Here is a 16,878-nt window from a genome sequence, read left to right as displayed (position 1 = left end):
CCGAAGTTCCCGGCCGCGTACGATCATCCGATGACCGGACCGAGGCGCGTCGCGCTGGCTCTGGGGAGTGGCGGCGCCAGGGGATACGCCCACATCGGCGCGATTCAGGTACTCGAGGAGCGCGGATTCGAGATCGTCGGAGTCGCAGGATCGTCGATGGGCGCCCTCGTGGGTGGCCTCCACGCCGCGGGGAAGCTCGACGACTTCACCCGGTGGGCGATCGGTCTGACCCAGCTGGACGTCGTGCGGCTTCTCGACCTGTCGGTGTCGGCACCTGGCGCCATCCACGCCGAGAAGATCCTGCACCGGGTTCGGGAGATCCTCGGCGAGATCCGTATCGAAGACCTTCCCATTCCGTATACCGCCGTGGCCACCGATCTCGCTGCGGGCCGGTCGGTGTGGTTCCAGCGCGGCCCCGTCGACGCGGCGATCCGCGCGTCGATCGCCATCCCCGGCGTCATCACGCCGTATGTGCTCAACGGCAGGGTCCTCGCGGACGGTGGGGTGCTCGACCCGCTGCCGATGGCGCCGCTGGTCTCGGTGAGCGCCGACCTGACCGTCGGGATCAGCCTGGGCGCGGAGGATCGGGACGGTCGTTCGCTGGCCCCGGAGAACGTCAGCGCGGACTCGCGGCCGGTGGACGAGTGGATGGCCCGCTTCCGTCGCAGCGCCGCGCAGCTGCGTGACCTGGACATCGTGCGGTCGGTGGTCGGACGGTTCGGCGCCGCGCACACCGACCCGGATCCGTCGGAGGAGCCGGACGGCCCCCTGATCGGTGATCAGCCCGTGGTCGAGGGCGACGCGGTGGCCGTCCCGAAGTTCAGCCGGTTCGCGGTGATGAACCGCTCGCTCGACGTGATGCAGGCGACGTTGGCCCGGTACCAGCTCGCCGCGTACCCACCGGACGTGCAGGTCCGGGTTCCCCGGACCGCGTGCCGCAGCCTCGACTTCCATCGGGCCGCCGAGATGATCGAACTGGGCCGGGTGCTCACCGGGCGCGCGCTCGACGACGCCGGACTCACCTCGACGACGGTCGCCGCGTCTCCGGCCGATTCGGACGGCGAGCCCGGCTGACGGCGGAAGGGCCGGTGCTTCGCAGCACCGACCCTTCCCGTCACGGGGGTGTCAGCTGGTGGCCCGCGCCCGCGCGGCGCCGAGGTCACCCACGGATTCGTCGTCGGCGTGATCGACGTGCTGCGGAGCCACGAGCAGGCAGAGGATGCTGACGGCGCACATGCCGATCAGGAGTCCGATCACCGGCCACACGCTGCCGGTGGCCTGGTACATGAGTGTCGAGACCAACGGCGACAGTCCACCGAAGAGCGCGCCGGCACCATTTGCATCGGTGTGAACCCCGGATCGCGGGACCGGGAAGCGTGCGCGCAGATCGAGGCCCTGCCGGGTATCGAATTCCTGATGCGATCGCTCGGCAGATTCGACCTGATCGGCACCGTCGCCGCCGATTCGTCGGGCGATCTCTACTCCCTCGCCGAGCAAATCCGGACGATCGACGGGTGGTGGCGCTGGAGACCTGGACGCACCTCGAGGTGTTCAAGGAGCACTACGCCAGGAGCCTCGACGTGCGCGGATAGGTGCGTCCCGGAACCGGGCACGTCGGCCGGGCAACTGTGAGACGATCGGCCGATGCGCCTCGGGTTGCACGCCCTCGGAATCGGCACCGGCGCTCGCCGCGCCGTGATCGACGCGGTCGCGGTAGCCGCCGAGAACAGCGGATTCGCCACGCTGTGGGCCGGCGAACACGTCGTGATGGTGGACCGATCGGCGTCGCGGTACCCGTACGCGGACGACGGAAAGATCGCCGTCCCCGCTGTCGCGGACTGGCTCGACCCGATGATCGGGCTGAGCTTCGCCGCGGCAGCCACCCGGACGATCGGCGTCGCCACCGGGATAGTGCTGCTGCCCGAACACAATCCCGTGCTCATGGCCAAGCAGGCGGCGACGCTGGATCTGATGAGCGGTGGCAGGCTGACGCTCGGCGTCGGCATCGGCTGGTCCAGGGAAGAATTCGCTGCGCTCGGCATTCCGTTCGAGCGCCGCGGCGAGCGCGCCGCCGAATACGTCGCGGCGATGCGCACCCTGTGGAGTGACGACGTTGCGACGTTCGACGGCGAGTTCGTCCACTTCGACTCGATTCGGGTCAACCCGAAACCCGTCCGCGAGCGCCGGATTCCGGTCGTGCTCGGCGGCAACACCGATGCCGCTCTTCGTCGGGTCGCGGCGTGGGGCGACGGCTGGTACGGCTTCAACCTGGACGGCGTCGACGCCGTCGCCGAACGGATCCGCACGATCCACGCACTGTGCCGCGACGCGGGGCGCGATCCCGCCGGCTTGCGCCTGGCCGTTGCCCTGCGCGAAGTGGACCCGTCCGACGTCGGCGCCCTGGCCGGTGCGGGAGTCGACGAACTCGTCCTGGTCGAATCACCACCCGAGGATCCGGGTGAGGCCGCCGAGTGGGTGGCCGGTCTCGCACGCCGCTGGATGCCGGCCGTCGGCTGACCGTCTTGACAGCCCTGGCCTGGCGTTTCCTCGCGCACGGCCGTCGCGGAATGCCGAGTTGTCCACAACGTGTGATCCATCCACAGCCCAAAGTGTTCGCCCAGTTCGAGCACTTCTTCCGGAATCCGGGTCGGCCACGGTGGTGCGAGAGGCGCGGTTCGCATCGGTGGGCCGCCGCGGGACGGGGTGGAGGCTGCTGTGGCGCACAATCTCGCGCTTGGTGCACATGGGGAGGATCTGGCCGCCCGGTACCTCACCGAGGCGGGCATGGAGATCGTCGAGCGCAACTGGCGATCCCGGTACGGTGAGGTCGATCTCATTGCGACGGAGGGGGACTGGCTCGTCTTCGTCGAAGTGAAGACACGGCGCGGTCTGGGATACGGCACTCCGGCCGAGGCGGTGACGTTCTCCAAGCAGCGACGCATCCGTTTGCTGGCGGTGGAATGGTTGCGGGAGTCGAGCCGGCACTGGTCGCGGGTGCGGTTCGACGTCGTCGCGATCATGATCGGGCACGGTCCGCAACCCCAGATCGAGCACGTCCGGGACGCGTTCTGATGGCATTGGGGCGCGCGCATTCGGTGGCGGTGACCGGGGTGGACGGTCAGCTCGTCGAGATCGAGGCCGACATCGGCCGTGGGCTTCCCGCAGTGCATCTGGTCGGGCTGCCGGACACCGCGCTGTCGGAGGCGCGTGACCGGATCAGGGCCGCGGTCGCGAATTCGGGTGAGGAGTGGCCGGATTCGAAGGTGATTCTCGCGTTGTCGCCGGCGACCCTGCCGAAGGTCGGGTCGGTCTACGATCTCGCGCTCGTCGCCGCCGTGCTCGATGCGGCCAAGCAGGTGAAGCGGCAGCGGCTGCGCGAGACCGTTCTGCTCGGCGAACTGGCGCTGGACGGGCGGCTCCGGTCGGTGCGCGGGATCCTGCCCGCGGTGCTGGCAGCGAAGAACGCGGGATGGGCGACGGTGGTGGTCCCGGTGCAGTCCCTGCCCGAGGCGGGGCTGGTCGGTGGTGTCGAGGTGCTCGGCGCGCACGATCTGAGGGCGGCGATCGCGTGGCTGCGAGAGGAGCGTGAACTCGAGTACCCAGAGCCGGCGCAGTGGGTCGCGCAACCGGTGCGTGCCGATCTGAGCGAGGTGGTGGGTCAGACGGAGGCGCGCTGGGCCATCGAGGTCGCGGCGGCCGGAGCGCACCACCTCATGCTCACCGGCCCACCCGGCGTCGGGAAGACGATGCTCGCGCAACGTCTTCCGGGAGTTCTGCCGCCGCTCACCGAGAGTGAATCGCTCGAGGTGACGGCAATCCACTCGGTGGCGGGGCTTCTGCCGCCCGAGCGCCCCCTCATCGACGTGCCGCCGTTCATCGCACCACACCACACCGCGTCGGTGAGTGCACTCGTCGGCGGCGGCAGCGGTGTCGCGAAACCCGGTGCGGTCAGTCGCGCCCACCGCGGGGTGCTGTTCCTCGACGAGTGCGCCGAGATCGGAACCAAGGTGCTCGAGGCTCTGCGGACCCCACTCGAGGACGGGGAGGTGCGGATCGCGCGACGGGATGGGGTCGCCCGCTACCCGGCGCGTTTCCAGCTGATCCTCGCGGCCAATCCGTGCCCGTGCGCGCCGCCGCGGGAGGCGGACTGCGTGTGCGCGCCGACCGCCCGGCGACGCTATCTCGGAAAGTTGTCGGGACCACTGATGGACCGCGTTGACCTGCGTGTGCGAATGCAGGCCGTCGCGACCGGAGCGTTCATCGACGACGTCGGCGAGAGCACCGAGGACGTCCGGCAGCGGGTGGCCGAGGCGCGCGCCGCCGCCGGCGAGCGGTGGAGCGACTACGGGTGGCGCACCAACGCGGAGGTGCCGGGCCCGGCCCTGCGGCAGAAGTTCCGGTTGGCGCGCCCGGCGCTGGCGCCGGTGGAGCGAGCGCTGCGCAAGGGGCTGATCACGGCCCGGGGGGCCGATCGCGCATTACGAGTGGCGTGGACGGTGAGCGATCTGGCCGGGCTGGGCATGCCGGGCCCGGAGCAGGTGGTCACCGCGTTGGGTTTTCGTGATCGGAGCTTTCAATGACGGTGGAAATTCGAAGTGACGCAACGGATCCGAGTGGAGTTCACGATCCGCGCCGGTTGGCGTGGGCGTATCTGTCGAAGGTGGTGCAGGGGCCGTGTCCGGCGCTGTCCCGTCTCGTGGAGGAGGTGGGGCCGGAGGAGGCTGCGCGGGCCGTGCGGGAAAGGGATCTGTCGGACATGCTGGGGGAGCGGACGGTGGCCCGTGCCCATGTGGACACGGCCGCGGACGATCTCGAACTGGTGGCGGGAATGGGTGGCCGGATCGTGACGCCGGACGACGACGAGTGGCCTCAGTGGCGGCTCCTCGGTTTCGGGAATCTGTCGCGGTCGCGGGACGAGGGTCCGCCGCTCGCTCTGTGGGTGCTCGGTTCGCGCCCGGTGGCCGAACTCACCGATCGGGCAATCTCGATTGTGGGGACACGGGCGGCGAGCGGGTACGGCGAGCACGTGACAGCGGAGATTGCGGGTGATCTCGCCGTCGACGGGTGGACGATCGTGTCGGGCGCAGCATTCGGGGTCGACGGCGCCGCGCATCGTGCGGCGCTGAGTGTCGGGGGCCTGACGGTGGCGGTGCTGGCGTGTGGTGTGGATCGCGCGTACCCGGCGGGGCATGCGCGCTTGCTGCGGCAGATCGCGCAGAACGGTGCGGTGATCAGCGAGTACGCGCCGGGCACGACTCCGGCGAAACATCGGTTCCTGGCGCGGAACCGGTTGGTGGCGAGCCTGTCCGACGGGGTGGTCGTGGTGGAGGCCGGCTGGCGCAGCGGCGCCCGGAACACCGTGAGCTGGGCGCGCAAACTGGGGCGTCCGGTGATGGCGGTGCCCGGTCCGGTGACGTCGGCGTCGTCGACCGGGTGCAATCGGATGATTCGGGAGGGTGAGGCGAGGTTGGTCGCGAACGCCGGTGACGTGGTGGAGGAGGCCGGGCCGATCGGGCTGCGGGACGGCCCCGAGGTGGTCCGCGATCTCGACGCGCTGTCGGGCGACGCCCTGCTGGTGTACGAGGCGTTGCCGGCCGCCGGACCGCGCGGGGTCCGGGAACTGTCCGAACTGTCCGGAGTCGCGGTGGAGCAGGTCCGCGCCGTGCTCCCGCTGCTGGAGATGGAGGGCTTCGTCGGCTCCGACGACACCGGATGGTCGCGGCAGCGGTGAGACGGGGCCGGCTCGGGGGCAGGCGACCTGAATGCATTCTCAGGCGTGGCCGGTGTTCCGCGCGTGCTGTGCCTCGACTTTCGCCCATTCCGTGCCGCGGTAATTGGCGAGGCGCAGTTCCTCGGCTTCGTCGAAGGTGTACCACTCGGTGCTGGGGCGGTCCGGCAGGACGCCGCGCAGGTACTCGCCGAGATAGTGCAGGGGACCTTCCCAGCCCGTTCCGACGCCGTAGCAGCCCGTGTCCGGGTCGTTGCGGAAGACGTCGGCGACGGAGGCGTGTTCCAACTCCAACCACGTCGCGTCCGGACCGTCGGCGGTCAGCCGGACCTCGACCTGGTCGCTGTAACCAGGGTCGCCGGGCGGAGTCCACTGCAGCCGCAGCAGATGTGGGGCGTCGCAGGCCAGGATCTCTCCACTGGCCTGGCCCTGCAGGGCGAAGGAACCGCCCGCGCGCAGATCGCCGCTGAGCGGGAGGAAGAAGCGGTCGACGCGGTCCGGGGCCGTGATGGCATTCCAGACGTCGTCGATCGGCGCGTCGTAGCGTCGCCTGAGCACCGCCGTTCGCGCTGCACCCTCGGCGATGTCCCGGTTGCCCATCCTCCGCTGCACTGTCGTCAGGCTGGTGTCCTGACCGGCGATCTCGTTCACTGTCGGTCTCCTTCTGTCGATGATTCGGGGTGTGCGGCTCGGCTCGGCCGGGGATCCTGACGACTCCCGCGGGCGAGTTCGGTGGCCAGGGCGTCGAGCGGCTGGCTCCAGAACCGGCGGAACCCGTCGAGCCATCGATCCACTTCCTGCAGCGGTGCAGGCTCGACCGCGTAGAGACGTCTGGTGCCTTCGCGCCGGACCGTAGCGAACCCGTTCTCCCGAAGCACCCGCAGGTGTCCGGACACCGTCGGCTGTGAGATCCCGAACTCGGCGGCTGCGACTTCGGTCACCTGACCGGCCGAGAGTTCGCCCTCGGACAGGAGTTCCATGATCCGCCGCCGAACGGGGTCGCCGAGTACGTCGAACGCATGCACACACCCTTTATATCGGTTGTCGCCAATATAGGCAAGGACCGAAGTGTGGCGCGGTTCGACTCTTCGTCACGCTCCGGCCTGCGCAAAGGGTGAGTCGAACCGACCGATCGGCGACGAGGTGGAGTAGAAACGTCTCTGGAACGCACCTCGCAAACCGCATGCGATACCCACAGGTGGATCAGCGTCACGTCAGGAGTGAGATATGGGGTCAGCCGAGGATTTGTGGCGGAACTTCGTCGCGCACGTGTTGAGCTTGTTGTTCGCTTCCGGCTCGTAAACGACTCCGGCCGTTGCCGGCAGTCTCTCCTGTACCGTAGTTAGGTAACACTAACCAACTTGAGTTCATTGGAGAGATGCCTGTGGCAAAGCCGACCGCAACACTGACCGTGCTCCGGACCGAATGGCTGACCCCGCACATGGTGCGGGTCATCCTCGGCGACCCGGGATTCGACAGCTTCGTTCCCAACGCCTGCACCGACGCGTACGCGAAACTCGAATTCGGAAGCCCCGCAGCGCCGGTCCTGCGCACCTACACGATCCGGTCGGTGGACCCGTCGGCGCGGGAGATCGCGATCGACTTCGTGGTCCACGGCGACGCCGGCGTCGCCGGACCGTGGGCTGCGGCCGCGGCGGCCGGTGACATCCTGACGCTGCGCGGCCCCGGAGGGGCGTTCGCACCGGACCCGGCGGCCGACTGGTACCTGTTCGCGGGCGACGAGACCGCGATTCCCGCCATCTCGGCATCCGTCGAGAAACTCGACGCGTCGGCGGTGGGGAGGGTGATCATCGAGGTCGCAGGCTCGGACGACGAGATCGCCTTCGACGCGCCCGCGGGTGTCGACGTCACGTGGATCCACCGCGGCGACACGGCGGACCGGATCGGGGACAAGGCGTCGGGAGACAACGCCCCCCTCGTCGCCGCGGTCCGCGACACCGAATGGCTGCCCGGAGACGCGCAGGTGTTCATTCACGGTGAGGCGCAGGCCGTGATGCACAACCTCCGCTCCTACGTGCGCAACGAGCGGGGCGTCCCCGCTCGTTCCGCGTCGATCTCCGGATACTGGCGCCGCGGTCGCACCGAGGAAGGCTTCCGGGTGTGGAAGTCCGAGCTCGCCGCGAGCGAGGGTGCCTCCCGCTGACACGCTGACCCGGCGGACGCGCTACGACGTGCGCGTCCGCCGCGTCAGCACCAGCAGCGACAGCATGGCCACGGCGCCCGCCGACGGGATCGCGACAGCCATCGGGACGGCACTGTCGGGTCCGGCGATCCCGACCAGCGGCGAGACCACCGCGGCGAGACCGAACTGACCTGCCCCGAGGAGCGCGGACCCGGTGCCGGACGCCTTGGTCACCTCGCCCTGAGCCAGCGCCGTCGCGTTGCCCATCACGAAACCGATGCTCGACACCGAGACGAACAGCGGGATCAGGATCGCCCACCAGGGCGGCGAATCGATCGTTGTCGCGGCGAGCAGCAGTACGGCGCCCGCCGCCAGGAGCAGCGTGACCCCGAAACCGAGCAACTGCCGGGCATGGAACGTGCCGACGAGCCGTGTGTTCACGATCGCGGCGCTCACCATGCCCGCCGCGTTCACGGCGAACACCATCGAGAACTGCCCCGGACTGAGGCCGAGGACGTTCTGCACGACGAACGGGGACGCGGAGATGTACGAGAAGAGCGCGACGAACCCGAACATGAACGTGAACGCGTAACCCAGGTACACGCGGTTGCCGACGACGTAGTGCAGGTTCCGGACGAGTGCCGTGAGCCCGCCGCCGTGCCGGTTCTCCTCGGGAAGCGTCTCCGGGACGAGGATCAGCACGCCCGCGAACATCGCCACCCCGGCGGCGGTGAGGACCCAGAAGATCCCTCGCCAGCCGACCGGCCCGAGCAGGGCCCCGCCCAGCAGCGGCGCGACCACCGGTGCGACGCCGCCGATGATCATCATGATGCTGAAGAGCCGGGCGGCGCTGTCGCCGCGGGCCCGGTCGGCGATGCAGGCGCGGGCGAGCACGATCGCCGCGCCGCCGCTCAGTCCCTGGAAAAGTCGTGCGGCGATGAGGGTTTCGACGGTCGGGGCGAGAGCGCAGGCCATCGCGGCGAGCGTCGTCACGACGGTGGCGCCGATCAGCAGGCGACGGCGACCGAGGCCGTCCGACAACGGTCCGACCACGAGCTGGCCGATCCCGAGCCCGGCCATGAATGTGGTCAACGTCAGCTGCACGCTCGGCGCCGACGTGTTCAGGCTCTCCGTCATCAGGGGGAGACCGGGGAGATACATGTCGGTGGCGAGTGGAGCGATCGCGGACAGTAACGCCAGAACACACAACATCGGGATGGAGATCGTTCGCTGCACAAAAGAACTCTAGCGGCGCGGCTGCTTGATTCATGTCCCGCCCGAGTCGACTGCTGCCTCTGTGAGCAGCGACCTGCCGGCACCGTTGGAGCTGGTACTCGAGGCGTACACCCGGCATCTCGGGCTCGAACGGGGTCGATCGCCGCACACCGTGAAGGCGTACGCCCCGGACGCGAAGTCGCTGCTGCAGCAATGGTTGTCGACGGCACCGGACGAATACCTCGGAGAGCTCGACATCCAGGTGCTGCGGTCGTGGCCGGCGAGCCGGTCCGCGGCCGGCATCGCCGGACCACACTCGCCCGGCGGACGTCGTCGGTGCGCAACTTCACAGTCTGGCTGCTGCGGACCCGGCGCATCGCCACCGATCCCGGCGCCCGGCTGGGCGCCGCGAAGGCCCATCGGGCACTGCCCCCGGTGCTGCGGCAGTCGCAGGCGGCCGACGTGATGGACGCCGCCGAATCGGGCGCGCAGCAGAACGATCCGATCACGCTGCGGGACCGCCTCATAGTGTCCCCGGTGCGCCGAACCTTGAGCCCGCACGGGCCGCGTCACACGGCGGCGACGCACCGACTCGAGGGGCACCGCCGACCTGCGCGTGGTGCAGGAACTGCTCGGGCACGCCGGCCTCGCCACCACCCAGCTCTACTCGCACGTGTCCGTGGCGAGGCTGCGGTGCGGTGCACGATCAGGCGCATCCCCGGGCCTGATCCGGTTTGGTAGCGTCGCCCCACGAATCTGCAGTTGTTTCTGCACTATCCCGGGGGAACAGTGGACCGCGAAGACTTGACTCGATCGCAACCGTCCTGGCTGAACGACGGTGGCGGCACCCCGGTGGGCGATGCCACCGCTCCTGCGCCGAGTCAGCATCAGGTGACCAATCAGGATCTGGTTGCGGATGCGCTCCTCGAGCGAGCGCGCAAGGCGCCGAGCCGGGGATGGCGGCGCGGGCTGCACCGGCTCACCGGGGGAACGGTGAACCTGGGTGAGTCGGCCGGGGAGGCTCGTGACGCCGCACTCCTCGACCGGATCCGGCAGCCGATCCAGGGGGACTATCGAATTGCGTTCCTGTCCTTGAAGGGCGGCGTCGGGAAGACGACCACCACGATCGGGCTCGGATCGACGTTCGCGTCGCTGCGCGGCGACTGCGTGATCGCTGTCGACGCCAACCCCGACTTCGGGACGCTCGCGCAACGGGTTCCAGTGCAGACACATTCGACCGTCCGCGACCTCATCGCGGCCGAGGCGGACATCCGGCGCTATTCGGACGTGCGGGCTCACACGTCGCAGGCGCCGAGCCGCCTCGAGGTGCTCGCGAGCGAGCAGGACCCGGCGATCTCCGAGGCGTTCAGCGAGGACGACTACCGGCGGGCCATCGACATCCTGCAGGTGTACTACAACATCATCCTCACCGACTGCGGCACCGGGATCATGCATTCGGCGATGAACGGCGTTCTGCAACTCGCCAATTCCCTGGTGCTGGTGAGTTCGCCCGCGATCGACGGCGCCCGCAGCGCCGCCGCCACGCTGGACTGGCTGCAGCACCACGGTTACGGGCACCTCGTGTCCCGCACCGTCGTCGTGATCAGTGCCGCCCGGCCCGGCTCGAGCATGATCGACATGACGGAACTGACCAACCATTTCCTGCTCCGGTGCCGTGCGGTGAAGGTGGTGCCGTTCGACGAGCACCTCGCCGAGGGCTCGATCGTGGATCTGGATCTGCTGCGTCCCGAGACGCGCAAGGCGTTCGTCGAACTCGCCGCGATGGTCGCGGACGATTTCCCGGAGTCGGCGGGCAGACACGCCGTCGCTGAGTGGCGCTAGCCGCGACGATCTGCGCTGAGTGGCGCTAGCCGCGACGATTTGCGCTGAGTGGCGCTAGCCGCCGCGATCACGGGGCACGACGGGGAGGAGCCGGACCGGCGCCACCCGGACGAGTCCGAGTGGGTCGAGGTATTCGCGGTCGCGGCGCAGACCCCAGTGCAGGCACGCGGCGACGGGGGCGATGCAGCCCGGGTGCCCGGGTTCGAGTGTGCCGAGGACGGTGCCGCGGCCGACGCGCAGCCCGGCGGTGACCCGGGCGGTCACCGGTTCGTACGTGGTGCGCAGACCTCCCGGGTGGTCGACGGAGACGACGGGTTTACCCGCGACCGTGCCTGCGAACACCACCACGCCCGCGCCCGCGGACAGCACCGCCTCGTCGGGCACGCCACCCAGATCCACGCCGCGATGGCCGGGAAGCCAGTCGTGCTCGGGATTGTCGAAGGCCCGCACCACCCGAGGCCGCGGGTGCAGCGGCCAGTCGAAGTCGCCGGTCGGCGCAGCTTCGGCGGCCGGGGAGAGGAGTACCGCGGCGCTCAGGAGGGTCGTCGCCGTGACCGTCGCGGTCAGGACCCGCAGGATCGCCCCGAACTTCGTCATGGCTCGACGATCCCGCACGTCCGGGGCAAATATCGGGCGGCGGGTGACATTGTGGATGGATCCCGATCCGTCCACAGATTCCGCAGAACCCTTGCACGCGTGGACCGGGTGTGGCAGGGGCGGTTAGGGCGTGGAACGTGGAGGCCGTACACTGATCGAGCGGTCTGTGTTCGCACAGTCCGACTTCGCGCGTCCGCGCAGTATACGGATCGTCGGCTGGTCTCGCATTTCGATGTGAGTCCGACGGTTCACGGGCGCCAGGGCAGAACGTCACCGACGTTCGGCATCAACCGGCAATGAAAGAGAGATACACAGCCATGGCTGTCGTAACAATGAAGCAGCTGCTGGACAGCGGCACGCACTTCGGTCACCAGACCCGTCGCTGGAACCCGAAGATGAAGCGATTCATCTTCACCGACCGCAACGGCATCTACATCATCGACTTGCAGCAGACGCTGACGTACATCGACAAGGCGTACGAATTCGTCAAGGAGACCGTTGCCCACGGCGGCACCGTCCTCTTCGTCGGCACCAAGAAGCAGGCCCAGGAGTCCATCGCGGCCGAGGCCACTCGCGTCGGGATGCCCTACGTCAACCAGCGTTGGCTCGGCGGCATGCTCACCAACTTCACCACCGTCCACAAGCGTCTTCTCCGCCTCAAGGAGCTCGAGGCGATGGAGCAGACCGGTGGCTTCGAGGGTCGCACCAAGAAGGAAATCCTCATGCTCACGCGTGAGATGACCAAGCTGGATCGCACTCTCGGTGGTATCCGCGACATGGCCAAGGTCCCCTCCGCGGTGTGGGTCGTCGACACCAACAAGGAGCACCTGGCCGTTGCCGAGGCTCGCAAGCTGAACATCCCGGTCATCGCGATCCTGGACACCAACTGCGACCCCGACCTCGTCGACTACCCGATCCCGGGCAACGACGACGCCATCCGCAGCGCCGCCCTGCTCACCAAGGTCGTCGCTTCCGCAGTGGCCGAGGGCGTGCAGGCCCGTGCCGGACTGAGCGCCGACAAGGACGCGAAGCCCGAGGCCGGCGCCGGCGAACCCCTCGCCGAGTGGGAGCAGGAACTGCTCTCACAGGCAGCGCCCGCACCAGAGGCCGCTCCCGCAGCGGAGGCCGCTCCCGCAGCTGAGGCACAGGCGGCTCCGGCTGCCGAGGCCCCCGCAGCAGAGGCTCCCTCCACCGAGGCCTGATCCGATGCACACGGCCCTGACCAAGAGATCTTTGGTCAGGGCCGTTTCACGGTCTGCCCCGAGTACTACCCTGACTTACGTCCCAACAGACATATGAGGAGGCTCGCTCACCATGGCGAACTACACCGCCGCTGACGTCAAGCGGCTCCGCGAGCTCACCGGCTCCGGAATGATGGCCTGCAAGAACGCTCTCGCTGAGGCCGAGGGCGACTTCGACAAGGCTGTCGAGCAGCTGCGCATCAAGGGCGCCAAGGACGTGGGCAAGCGTGCCGAGCGCACCACGGCCGAGGGCCTGGTCGTTTCCAAGGACGGCGTCCTGCTCGAGCTCGACTGCGAGACGGACTTCGTCGCGAAGAACGAGGACTTCCTGAAGCTCGCGGAGTCGATCGTCACGGTCGCCGCAGCAGCGAAGCCCGCCGACGTCGACGCCCTCAAGGCACTCGAACTCGACGGCAAGACGGTCGACACCGTCATCCAGGAGCAGTCCGCGAAGATCGGCGAGAAGCTCGTCCTGAGCAAGATCGCCTCCTTCGACGGACCGGTCGCGGTCTACCTGCACAAGCGCAGTGCCGACCTGCCGCCCGCCGTCGGCGTCCTCGTCGAGTACACCGGTGAGGGCGACGCTGCTGCGGAGGCCGCTCGCGGCGCCGCGATGCAGGTCGCGGCGCTCAAGGCCAAGTACGTCACGCGCGACGAGGTCCCCGAGGACATCGTCGCCAACGAGCGTCACATCGCCGAGGAGACCGCGCGCGCCGAGGGCAAGCCGGAGCAGGCTCTGCCGAAGATCATCGAAGGCCGCGTCAACGGCTACTTCAAGGACGTCGTGCTGACCGAGCAGTCCTCGGTCCAGGACTCCAAGAAGTCCGTCAAGGCGATCCTCGACGAGGCCGGTGTGACCATCAAGCGCTTCGTCCGCTTCGAGGTCGGTGCTTCGTAACTGCTCGTGTGAGTCGTATGGCCCCGTCGGACGAGTGCGCTCGCCCGGCGGGGCCTACGTATACCGCCACCGTCCTGATGAGGCAGGATGAGGATGGCCGTCTGAATGGGCCGGGTAGCCGCGTGGGTGCGCTCGGCCGCTGTCGAAATCGACGAGTGCTGTGGAACTGAGGAGAGCAATGTCCGAACCAGCCAACGAACGTACGGGATTCCATCGAGTCCTTCTCAAACTCGGCGGAGAAATGTTCGGTGGTGGCAAGGTCGGTCTCGACCCCGACGTGGTGACCAAGGTCGCGGAGCAGATCGCCGAGGTCGTGCGATCCGGGGTGCAGGTGGCGGTGGTCATCGGCGGCGGCAACTTCTTCCGTGGTGCGGAACTGCAGCAGCGAGGTTTGGACCGCGCGCGTTCCGACTACATGGGCATGCTCGGCACCGTCATGAATTGCCTTGCTCTGCAAGACTTCCTGGAGAAAGAGGGCATCGACAGCCGCGTGCAGACGGCGATCACCATGGGTCAGGTGGCGGAACCGTACATTCCGCTGCGCGCCCAGCGTCACCTCGAGAAGGGACGCGTCGTGATCTTCGGTGCCGGCATGGGCATGCCGTACTTCTCGACCGACACGACCGCGGCGCAGCGGGCCCTCGAGATCGGCGCCGAGGTGGTGCTGATGGCCAAGGCCGTCGACGGTGTGTTCACCGCGGACCCGAACCTCGACCCGAACGCCACGATGTACACGCAGATCACGCACCGTGAGGTCATCGAACAGGAGCTGAAGGTGGCCGACGCGACGGCCTTCAGCCTGTGTATGGACAACCAGATGCCGATCATGGTGTTCAATCTGCTGACCGAGGGGAATATCGCTCGGGCGGTGTCCGGTGAGAAGATCGGAACGCTCGTCAAGTCATGACGCGCGTGCCACGCTCGACACAGGGTTTTCTCGAAACAGAGGCAGTGACGAATCGATGCAGAACGACATGGAGGAACAGCCGTGATTGATGAAGCTCTCTTCGAAGCCGAGGAGAAGATGGAGAAGGCTGTCACGGTGGCCAAGGACGATCTCGGATCGATCCGTACGGGCCGCGCGAATCCTGGCATGTTCAACCGCATCGGAATCGACTACTACGGCGCGTTCACCCCGATCACGCAGCTCGCCAGCATCAACGTGCCGGAAGCGCGTCTCGTCGTCGTCAAGCCGTACGAGGCCTCGCAGCTGAATGCCATCGAGACGGCGATCCGGAACTCCGACCTGGGCGTGAACCCGTCCAACGACGGAAACCTGATCCGCATCTCTGTTCCCCAGCTCACCGAGGAACGCCGCCGCGAACTGGTGAAGCAGGCCAAGTCCAAGGGTGAGGACGCGAAGGTGTCCGTGCGGAACGTGCGCCGCAAGGCGATGGACGAGCTGTCCCGGATCCAGAAGGACGGCGAGGCCGGCGAGGACGAGGTGGGGCGGGCCGAGAAGGAACTCGACAAGACGACCGCCCGGTATGTCGCGCAGGTGGACGAACTGGTGAAGCACAAGGAAGCCGAGTTACTGGAAGTTTAGTCACGAGACGAGGAGTGGATCGGGGACAGTGACCGTGCCAGCAGAACACGGGACCCCAGGGGGACCCATCTCCGAGGGCGACCCCTCGGGACCGGTCTCCGAGGGGAAGCCCGCGCCGGAACCGGCCACGGCCGCGAAGTCCAAGGCCGGGCGTAACCTCCCCGCGGCGATCGGCGTCGGCGTCGGGCTCGGCGTCGCGCTCATCCTGATCCTCGTCTACGTGCCCCTCGTGTGGATCGGGGTGGTCGCGGTCGCGATGGCCGTCGCCACGTGGGAGGTCACGAAGCGGCTCCGCGAGGCCGGCATCAGCGCCCCCCGGATCCCGCTGATCGCCGGAGGGCAGGCGATCCTGTGGCTCGGGTGGCCGTTCGGCCCGGTCGGAGTGCTCAGCGCCTTCGCGGGCACGGTGCTGGTCTGCATGGTCTGGCGCCTGTTCGACCACGGGTTGAAGGCGACACCGCAGAACTTCCTCCGGGACACCGCGATCACCGTGTTCGTGGCGTCCTGGATTCCGTTGCTGGCGTCGTTCGCCGTGCTGATGGTGCTGCAGGACGACGGCGCCGGGCGAGTGTTGTGCCTGATGATCGGCGTGGTCTGCTCCGACGTCGGTGGTTATGCGGCGGGTGTGCTGTTCGGCAAGCATCCGATGGTGCCGGCGATCAGCCCCAAGAAGTCGTGGGAAGGGTTCTTCGGCTCGCTGCTGTTCTGCGTGATCGGAAGCCTGCTGACGGTCACGCTGATCCTCGACGAGAACTCAATGATCGGTGTGCTCCTCGGTGTCGTGCTGGTGGTCACCGCCACGCTCGGCGATCTCATCGAATCCCAGGTCAAGCGCGAGCTGCAGATCAAGGACATGGGCACTCTGCTTCCCGGGCACGGTGGGATCATGGACCGTCTCGATTCCCTGCTGCCGTCGGCGTTCGTGACGTGGCTGGTGCTCACGGTCCTCGTGTGACCGCGCTGTCGTGACCATTCCCAGCCCGAACATCTGGCACTGGCCGGAGTGGTACGAGGTGGAGAACCGTGCCCAGGACGTGGACGGTGCGATCTTCCGGCACCTGCGCGGGGCCGTAGACTGGACGGGCGGCGTCGTCGCCGACGTGGGCTGCGGCTCCGGTTTCCATCTCCCGGTCTTCGCGGAGTCCGCGGCCACGGTCTACGGCATCGAACCCCATCCGCCGCTGCTGGAACGGGCCCGCGCCCGCGTGGGGCACCTGCCGAACGTCCGCGTGCTCGACGGCTCCGCGGAGGGCATACCCCTGTGCGATGCGTCCGTCGACGTCGTGCACGCGCGGACCGCGTATTTCTTCGGACCGGGCTGCGGCCGTGGAATTCGTGAGGCGATGCGGGTGCTGCGCCCGGGCGGCGCACTGGTCGTCGTCGATCTCGACGCGACGGCCCATCCCTACGGGGAATGGATGCGAGCCGACCTGCCGCACTACCACCCGGCGGCCGTGGAGGCCTTCTTCGCAGCGCAGGGGTTCGACCTGGCCCGAGTGGAGACACGATGGCGCTTCCCGAACCGGGAAGCGCTGCGCGCAGTCCTCGGCATCGAGTTCACCAAGAAGACGGCGTCCACGGCATTCGCGCAGACCCCCGGCGTGGCTCTCGACGTGCGCTACCGCGTGCACGTCCGCCGAAAGCCCGCCGGGCTGGAATTGCTCTGAC

Annotated in this window: 17 protein-coding genes and 3 pseudogenes; 15 read left to right on the top strand and 5 right to left on the bottom strand. The window is 68.4% G+C overall.

The annotated features are described in order from the left end of the window. Positions 1-30: 30 nt before the first annotated feature. On the top strand, positions 31-1,074 hold the full coding sequence (locus CJ179_RS04380; RefSeq protein WP_095860771.1) for a patatin-like phospholipase family protein: 1,044 nt from the start codon (positions 31-33) through the stop codon (positions 1,072-1,074). Positions 1,075-1,125: 51 nt separating this feature from the next. Here CJ179_RS04380 and CJ179_RS53745 read toward each other — a convergent pair. Then, positions 1,126-1,335: pseudogene (locus tag CJ179_RS53745) on the bottom strand (MFS transporter); the annotation flags it as partial. A 6-nt stretch (positions 1,336-1,341) separates the two neighbouring features. On the opposite strand from CJ179_RS53745, the pseudogene CJ179_RS53740 reads away from it, so the two are divergent. The 5 genes and pseudogenes from CJ179_RS53740 to dprA all read left to right on the top strand — a co-directional run. Beyond that, positions 1,342-1,592, top strand: a pseudogene (locus CJ179_RS53740) (Lrp/AsnC family transcriptional regulator); the annotation flags it as partial. Positions 1,593-1,644: 52 nt separating this feature from the next. Next, positions 1,645-2,517, top strand: a complete 873-nt coding sequence (locus tag CJ179_RS04365; protein WP_072937813.1) for an LLM class F420-dependent oxidoreductase — start codon at positions 1,645-1,647, stop codon at positions 2,515-2,517. 198 nt (positions 2,518-2,715) lie between these two features. Further along, the gene (locus tag CJ179_RS04360; RefSeq protein ID WP_072937814.1) at positions 2,716-3,072 is read left to right on the top strand and encodes a YraN family protein; all 357 of its coding nucleotides are present in this window, start codon (positions 2,716-2,718) and stop codon (positions 3,070-3,072) included. Then, positions 3,072-4,580, top strand: coding sequence for a YifB family Mg chelatase-like AAA ATPase (locus CJ179_RS04355; protein ID WP_095860770.1), 1,509 nt, complete (start codon positions 3,072-3,074; stop codon positions 4,578-4,580). Before CJ179_RS04360 ends, CJ179_RS04355 begins: the two co-directional genes overlap by 1 nt. Then, complete coding sequence (gene dprA, locus CJ179_RS04350; RefSeq protein WP_072937816.1) at positions 4,577-5,731, top strand: DNA-processing protein DprA; 1,155 nt, start codon at positions 4,577-4,579, stop codon at positions 5,729-5,731. Before CJ179_RS04355 ends, dprA begins: the two co-directional genes overlap by 4 nt. Positions 5,732-5,770: 39 nt before the next feature. Here dprA and CJ179_RS04345 read toward each other — a convergent pair whose 3' ends face one another. Together CJ179_RS04345 and CJ179_RS04340 are read right to left on the bottom strand one after the other, a co-directional pair. Beyond that, complete coding sequence (locus tag CJ179_RS04345) at positions 5,771-6,379, bottom strand: SRPBCC domain-containing protein (RefSeq protein WP_095860769.1); 609 nt, start codon at positions 6,377-6,379, stop codon at positions 5,771-5,773. After that, positions 6,376-6,753 carry a helix-turn-helix transcriptional regulator gene (locus CJ179_RS04340; protein ID WP_072937817.1) on the bottom strand — a complete coding sequence of 126 codons (378 nt, stop codon included), beginning with the start codon at positions 6,751-6,753 and terminating at the stop codon, positions 6,376-6,378. Before CJ179_RS04340 ends, CJ179_RS04345 begins: the two co-directional genes overlap by 4 nt. A gap of 359 nt (positions 6,754-7,112) precedes the next feature. On the opposite strand from CJ179_RS04340, the gene CJ179_RS04335 reads away from it, so the two are divergent. Then, a complete protein-coding gene (locus CJ179_RS04335) occupies positions 7,113-7,892 on the top strand; it encodes a siderophore-interacting protein (RefSeq protein ID WP_095860768.1) in 780 nt (259 codons plus the stop codon). A 21-nt stretch (positions 7,893-7,913) separates the two neighbouring features. On the opposite strand, the gene CJ179_RS04330 is transcribed toward CJ179_RS04335, so the two are convergent. After that, positions 7,914-9,083, bottom strand: coding sequence for a multidrug effflux MFS transporter (locus CJ179_RS04330; RefSeq protein ID WP_095860767.1), 1,170 nt, complete (start codon positions 9,081-9,083; stop codon positions 7,914-7,916). Between the two features lie 109 nt (positions 9,084-9,192). Here CJ179_RS04330 and CJ179_RS04325 point away from each other — a divergent pair. Beyond that, a pseudogene (locus CJ179_RS04325) lies at positions 9,193-9,814 on the top strand (site-specific integrase). A gap of 76 nt (positions 9,815-9,890) precedes the next feature. Beyond that, positions 9,891-10,928: a MinD/ParA family protein gene (locus tag CJ179_RS04320; RefSeq protein ID WP_373560122.1), complete on the top strand. Its 1,038-nt coding sequence runs from the start codon at positions 9,891-9,893 to the stop codon at positions 10,926-10,928. Positions 10,929-10,982: 54 nt separating this feature from the next. Here the strand turns inward: CJ179_RS04320 and CJ179_RS04315 are convergent, their stop codons facing one another. Further along, a complete protein-coding gene (locus tag CJ179_RS04315) occupies positions 10,983-11,600 on the bottom strand; it encodes a M23 family metallopeptidase (protein WP_373560121.1) in 618 nt (205 codons plus the stop codon). A gap of 242 nt (positions 11,601-11,842) precedes the next feature. On the opposite strand from CJ179_RS04315, the gene rpsB reads away from it, so the two are divergent. From rpsB to CJ179_RS04285, 6 genes are all read left to right on the top strand, one after another. After that, entirely contained in the window at positions 11,843-12,727 is an 885-nt protein-coding gene (gene rpsB / locus CJ179_RS04310) for a 30S ribosomal protein S2 (RefSeq protein ID WP_095860765.1), read from the top strand. Positions 12,728-12,839: 112 nt separating this feature from the next. Next, a complete protein-coding gene (gene tsf / locus CJ179_RS04305) occupies positions 12,840-13,664 on the top strand; it encodes a translation elongation factor Ts (RefSeq protein ID WP_072937822.1) in 825 nt (274 codons plus the stop codon). A gap of 178 nt (positions 13,665-13,842) precedes the next feature. Continuing rightward, positions 13,843-14,571, top strand: coding sequence for a UMP kinase (gene pyrH, locus CJ179_RS04300; protein ID WP_015890300.1), 729 nt, complete (start codon positions 13,843-13,845; stop codon positions 14,569-14,571). Positions 14,572-14,652: 81 nt separating this feature from the next. After that, positions 14,653-15,210, top strand: coding sequence for a ribosome recycling factor (gene frr, locus CJ179_RS04295; protein WP_015890301.1), 558 nt, complete (start codon positions 14,653-14,655; stop codon positions 15,208-15,210). 28 nt (positions 15,211-15,238) lie between these two features. After that, entirely contained in the window at positions 15,239-16,165 is a 927-nt protein-coding gene (locus CJ179_RS04290) for a phosphatidate cytidylyltransferase (protein ID WP_095860764.1), read from the top strand. A 10-nt stretch (positions 16,166-16,175) separates the two neighbouring features. Continuing rightward, positions 16,176-16,877, top strand: coding sequence for a class I SAM-dependent methyltransferase (locus CJ179_RS04285; RefSeq protein WP_072937823.1), 702 nt, complete (start codon positions 16,176-16,178; stop codon positions 16,875-16,877). Position 16,878 lies beyond the last annotated feature (1 nt).

The organism is Rhodococcus sp. ACS1, from assembly GCF_002300155.1.
Classification (GTDB): domain Bacteria; phylum Actinomycetota; class Actinomycetes; order Mycobacteriales; family Mycobacteriaceae; genus Rhodococcus_F; species Rhodococcus_F koreensis.
The sequence above is the reverse complement of the archived record's forward strand: the minus strand, read 5'-3'. Positions and strand labels throughout refer to the sequence as shown.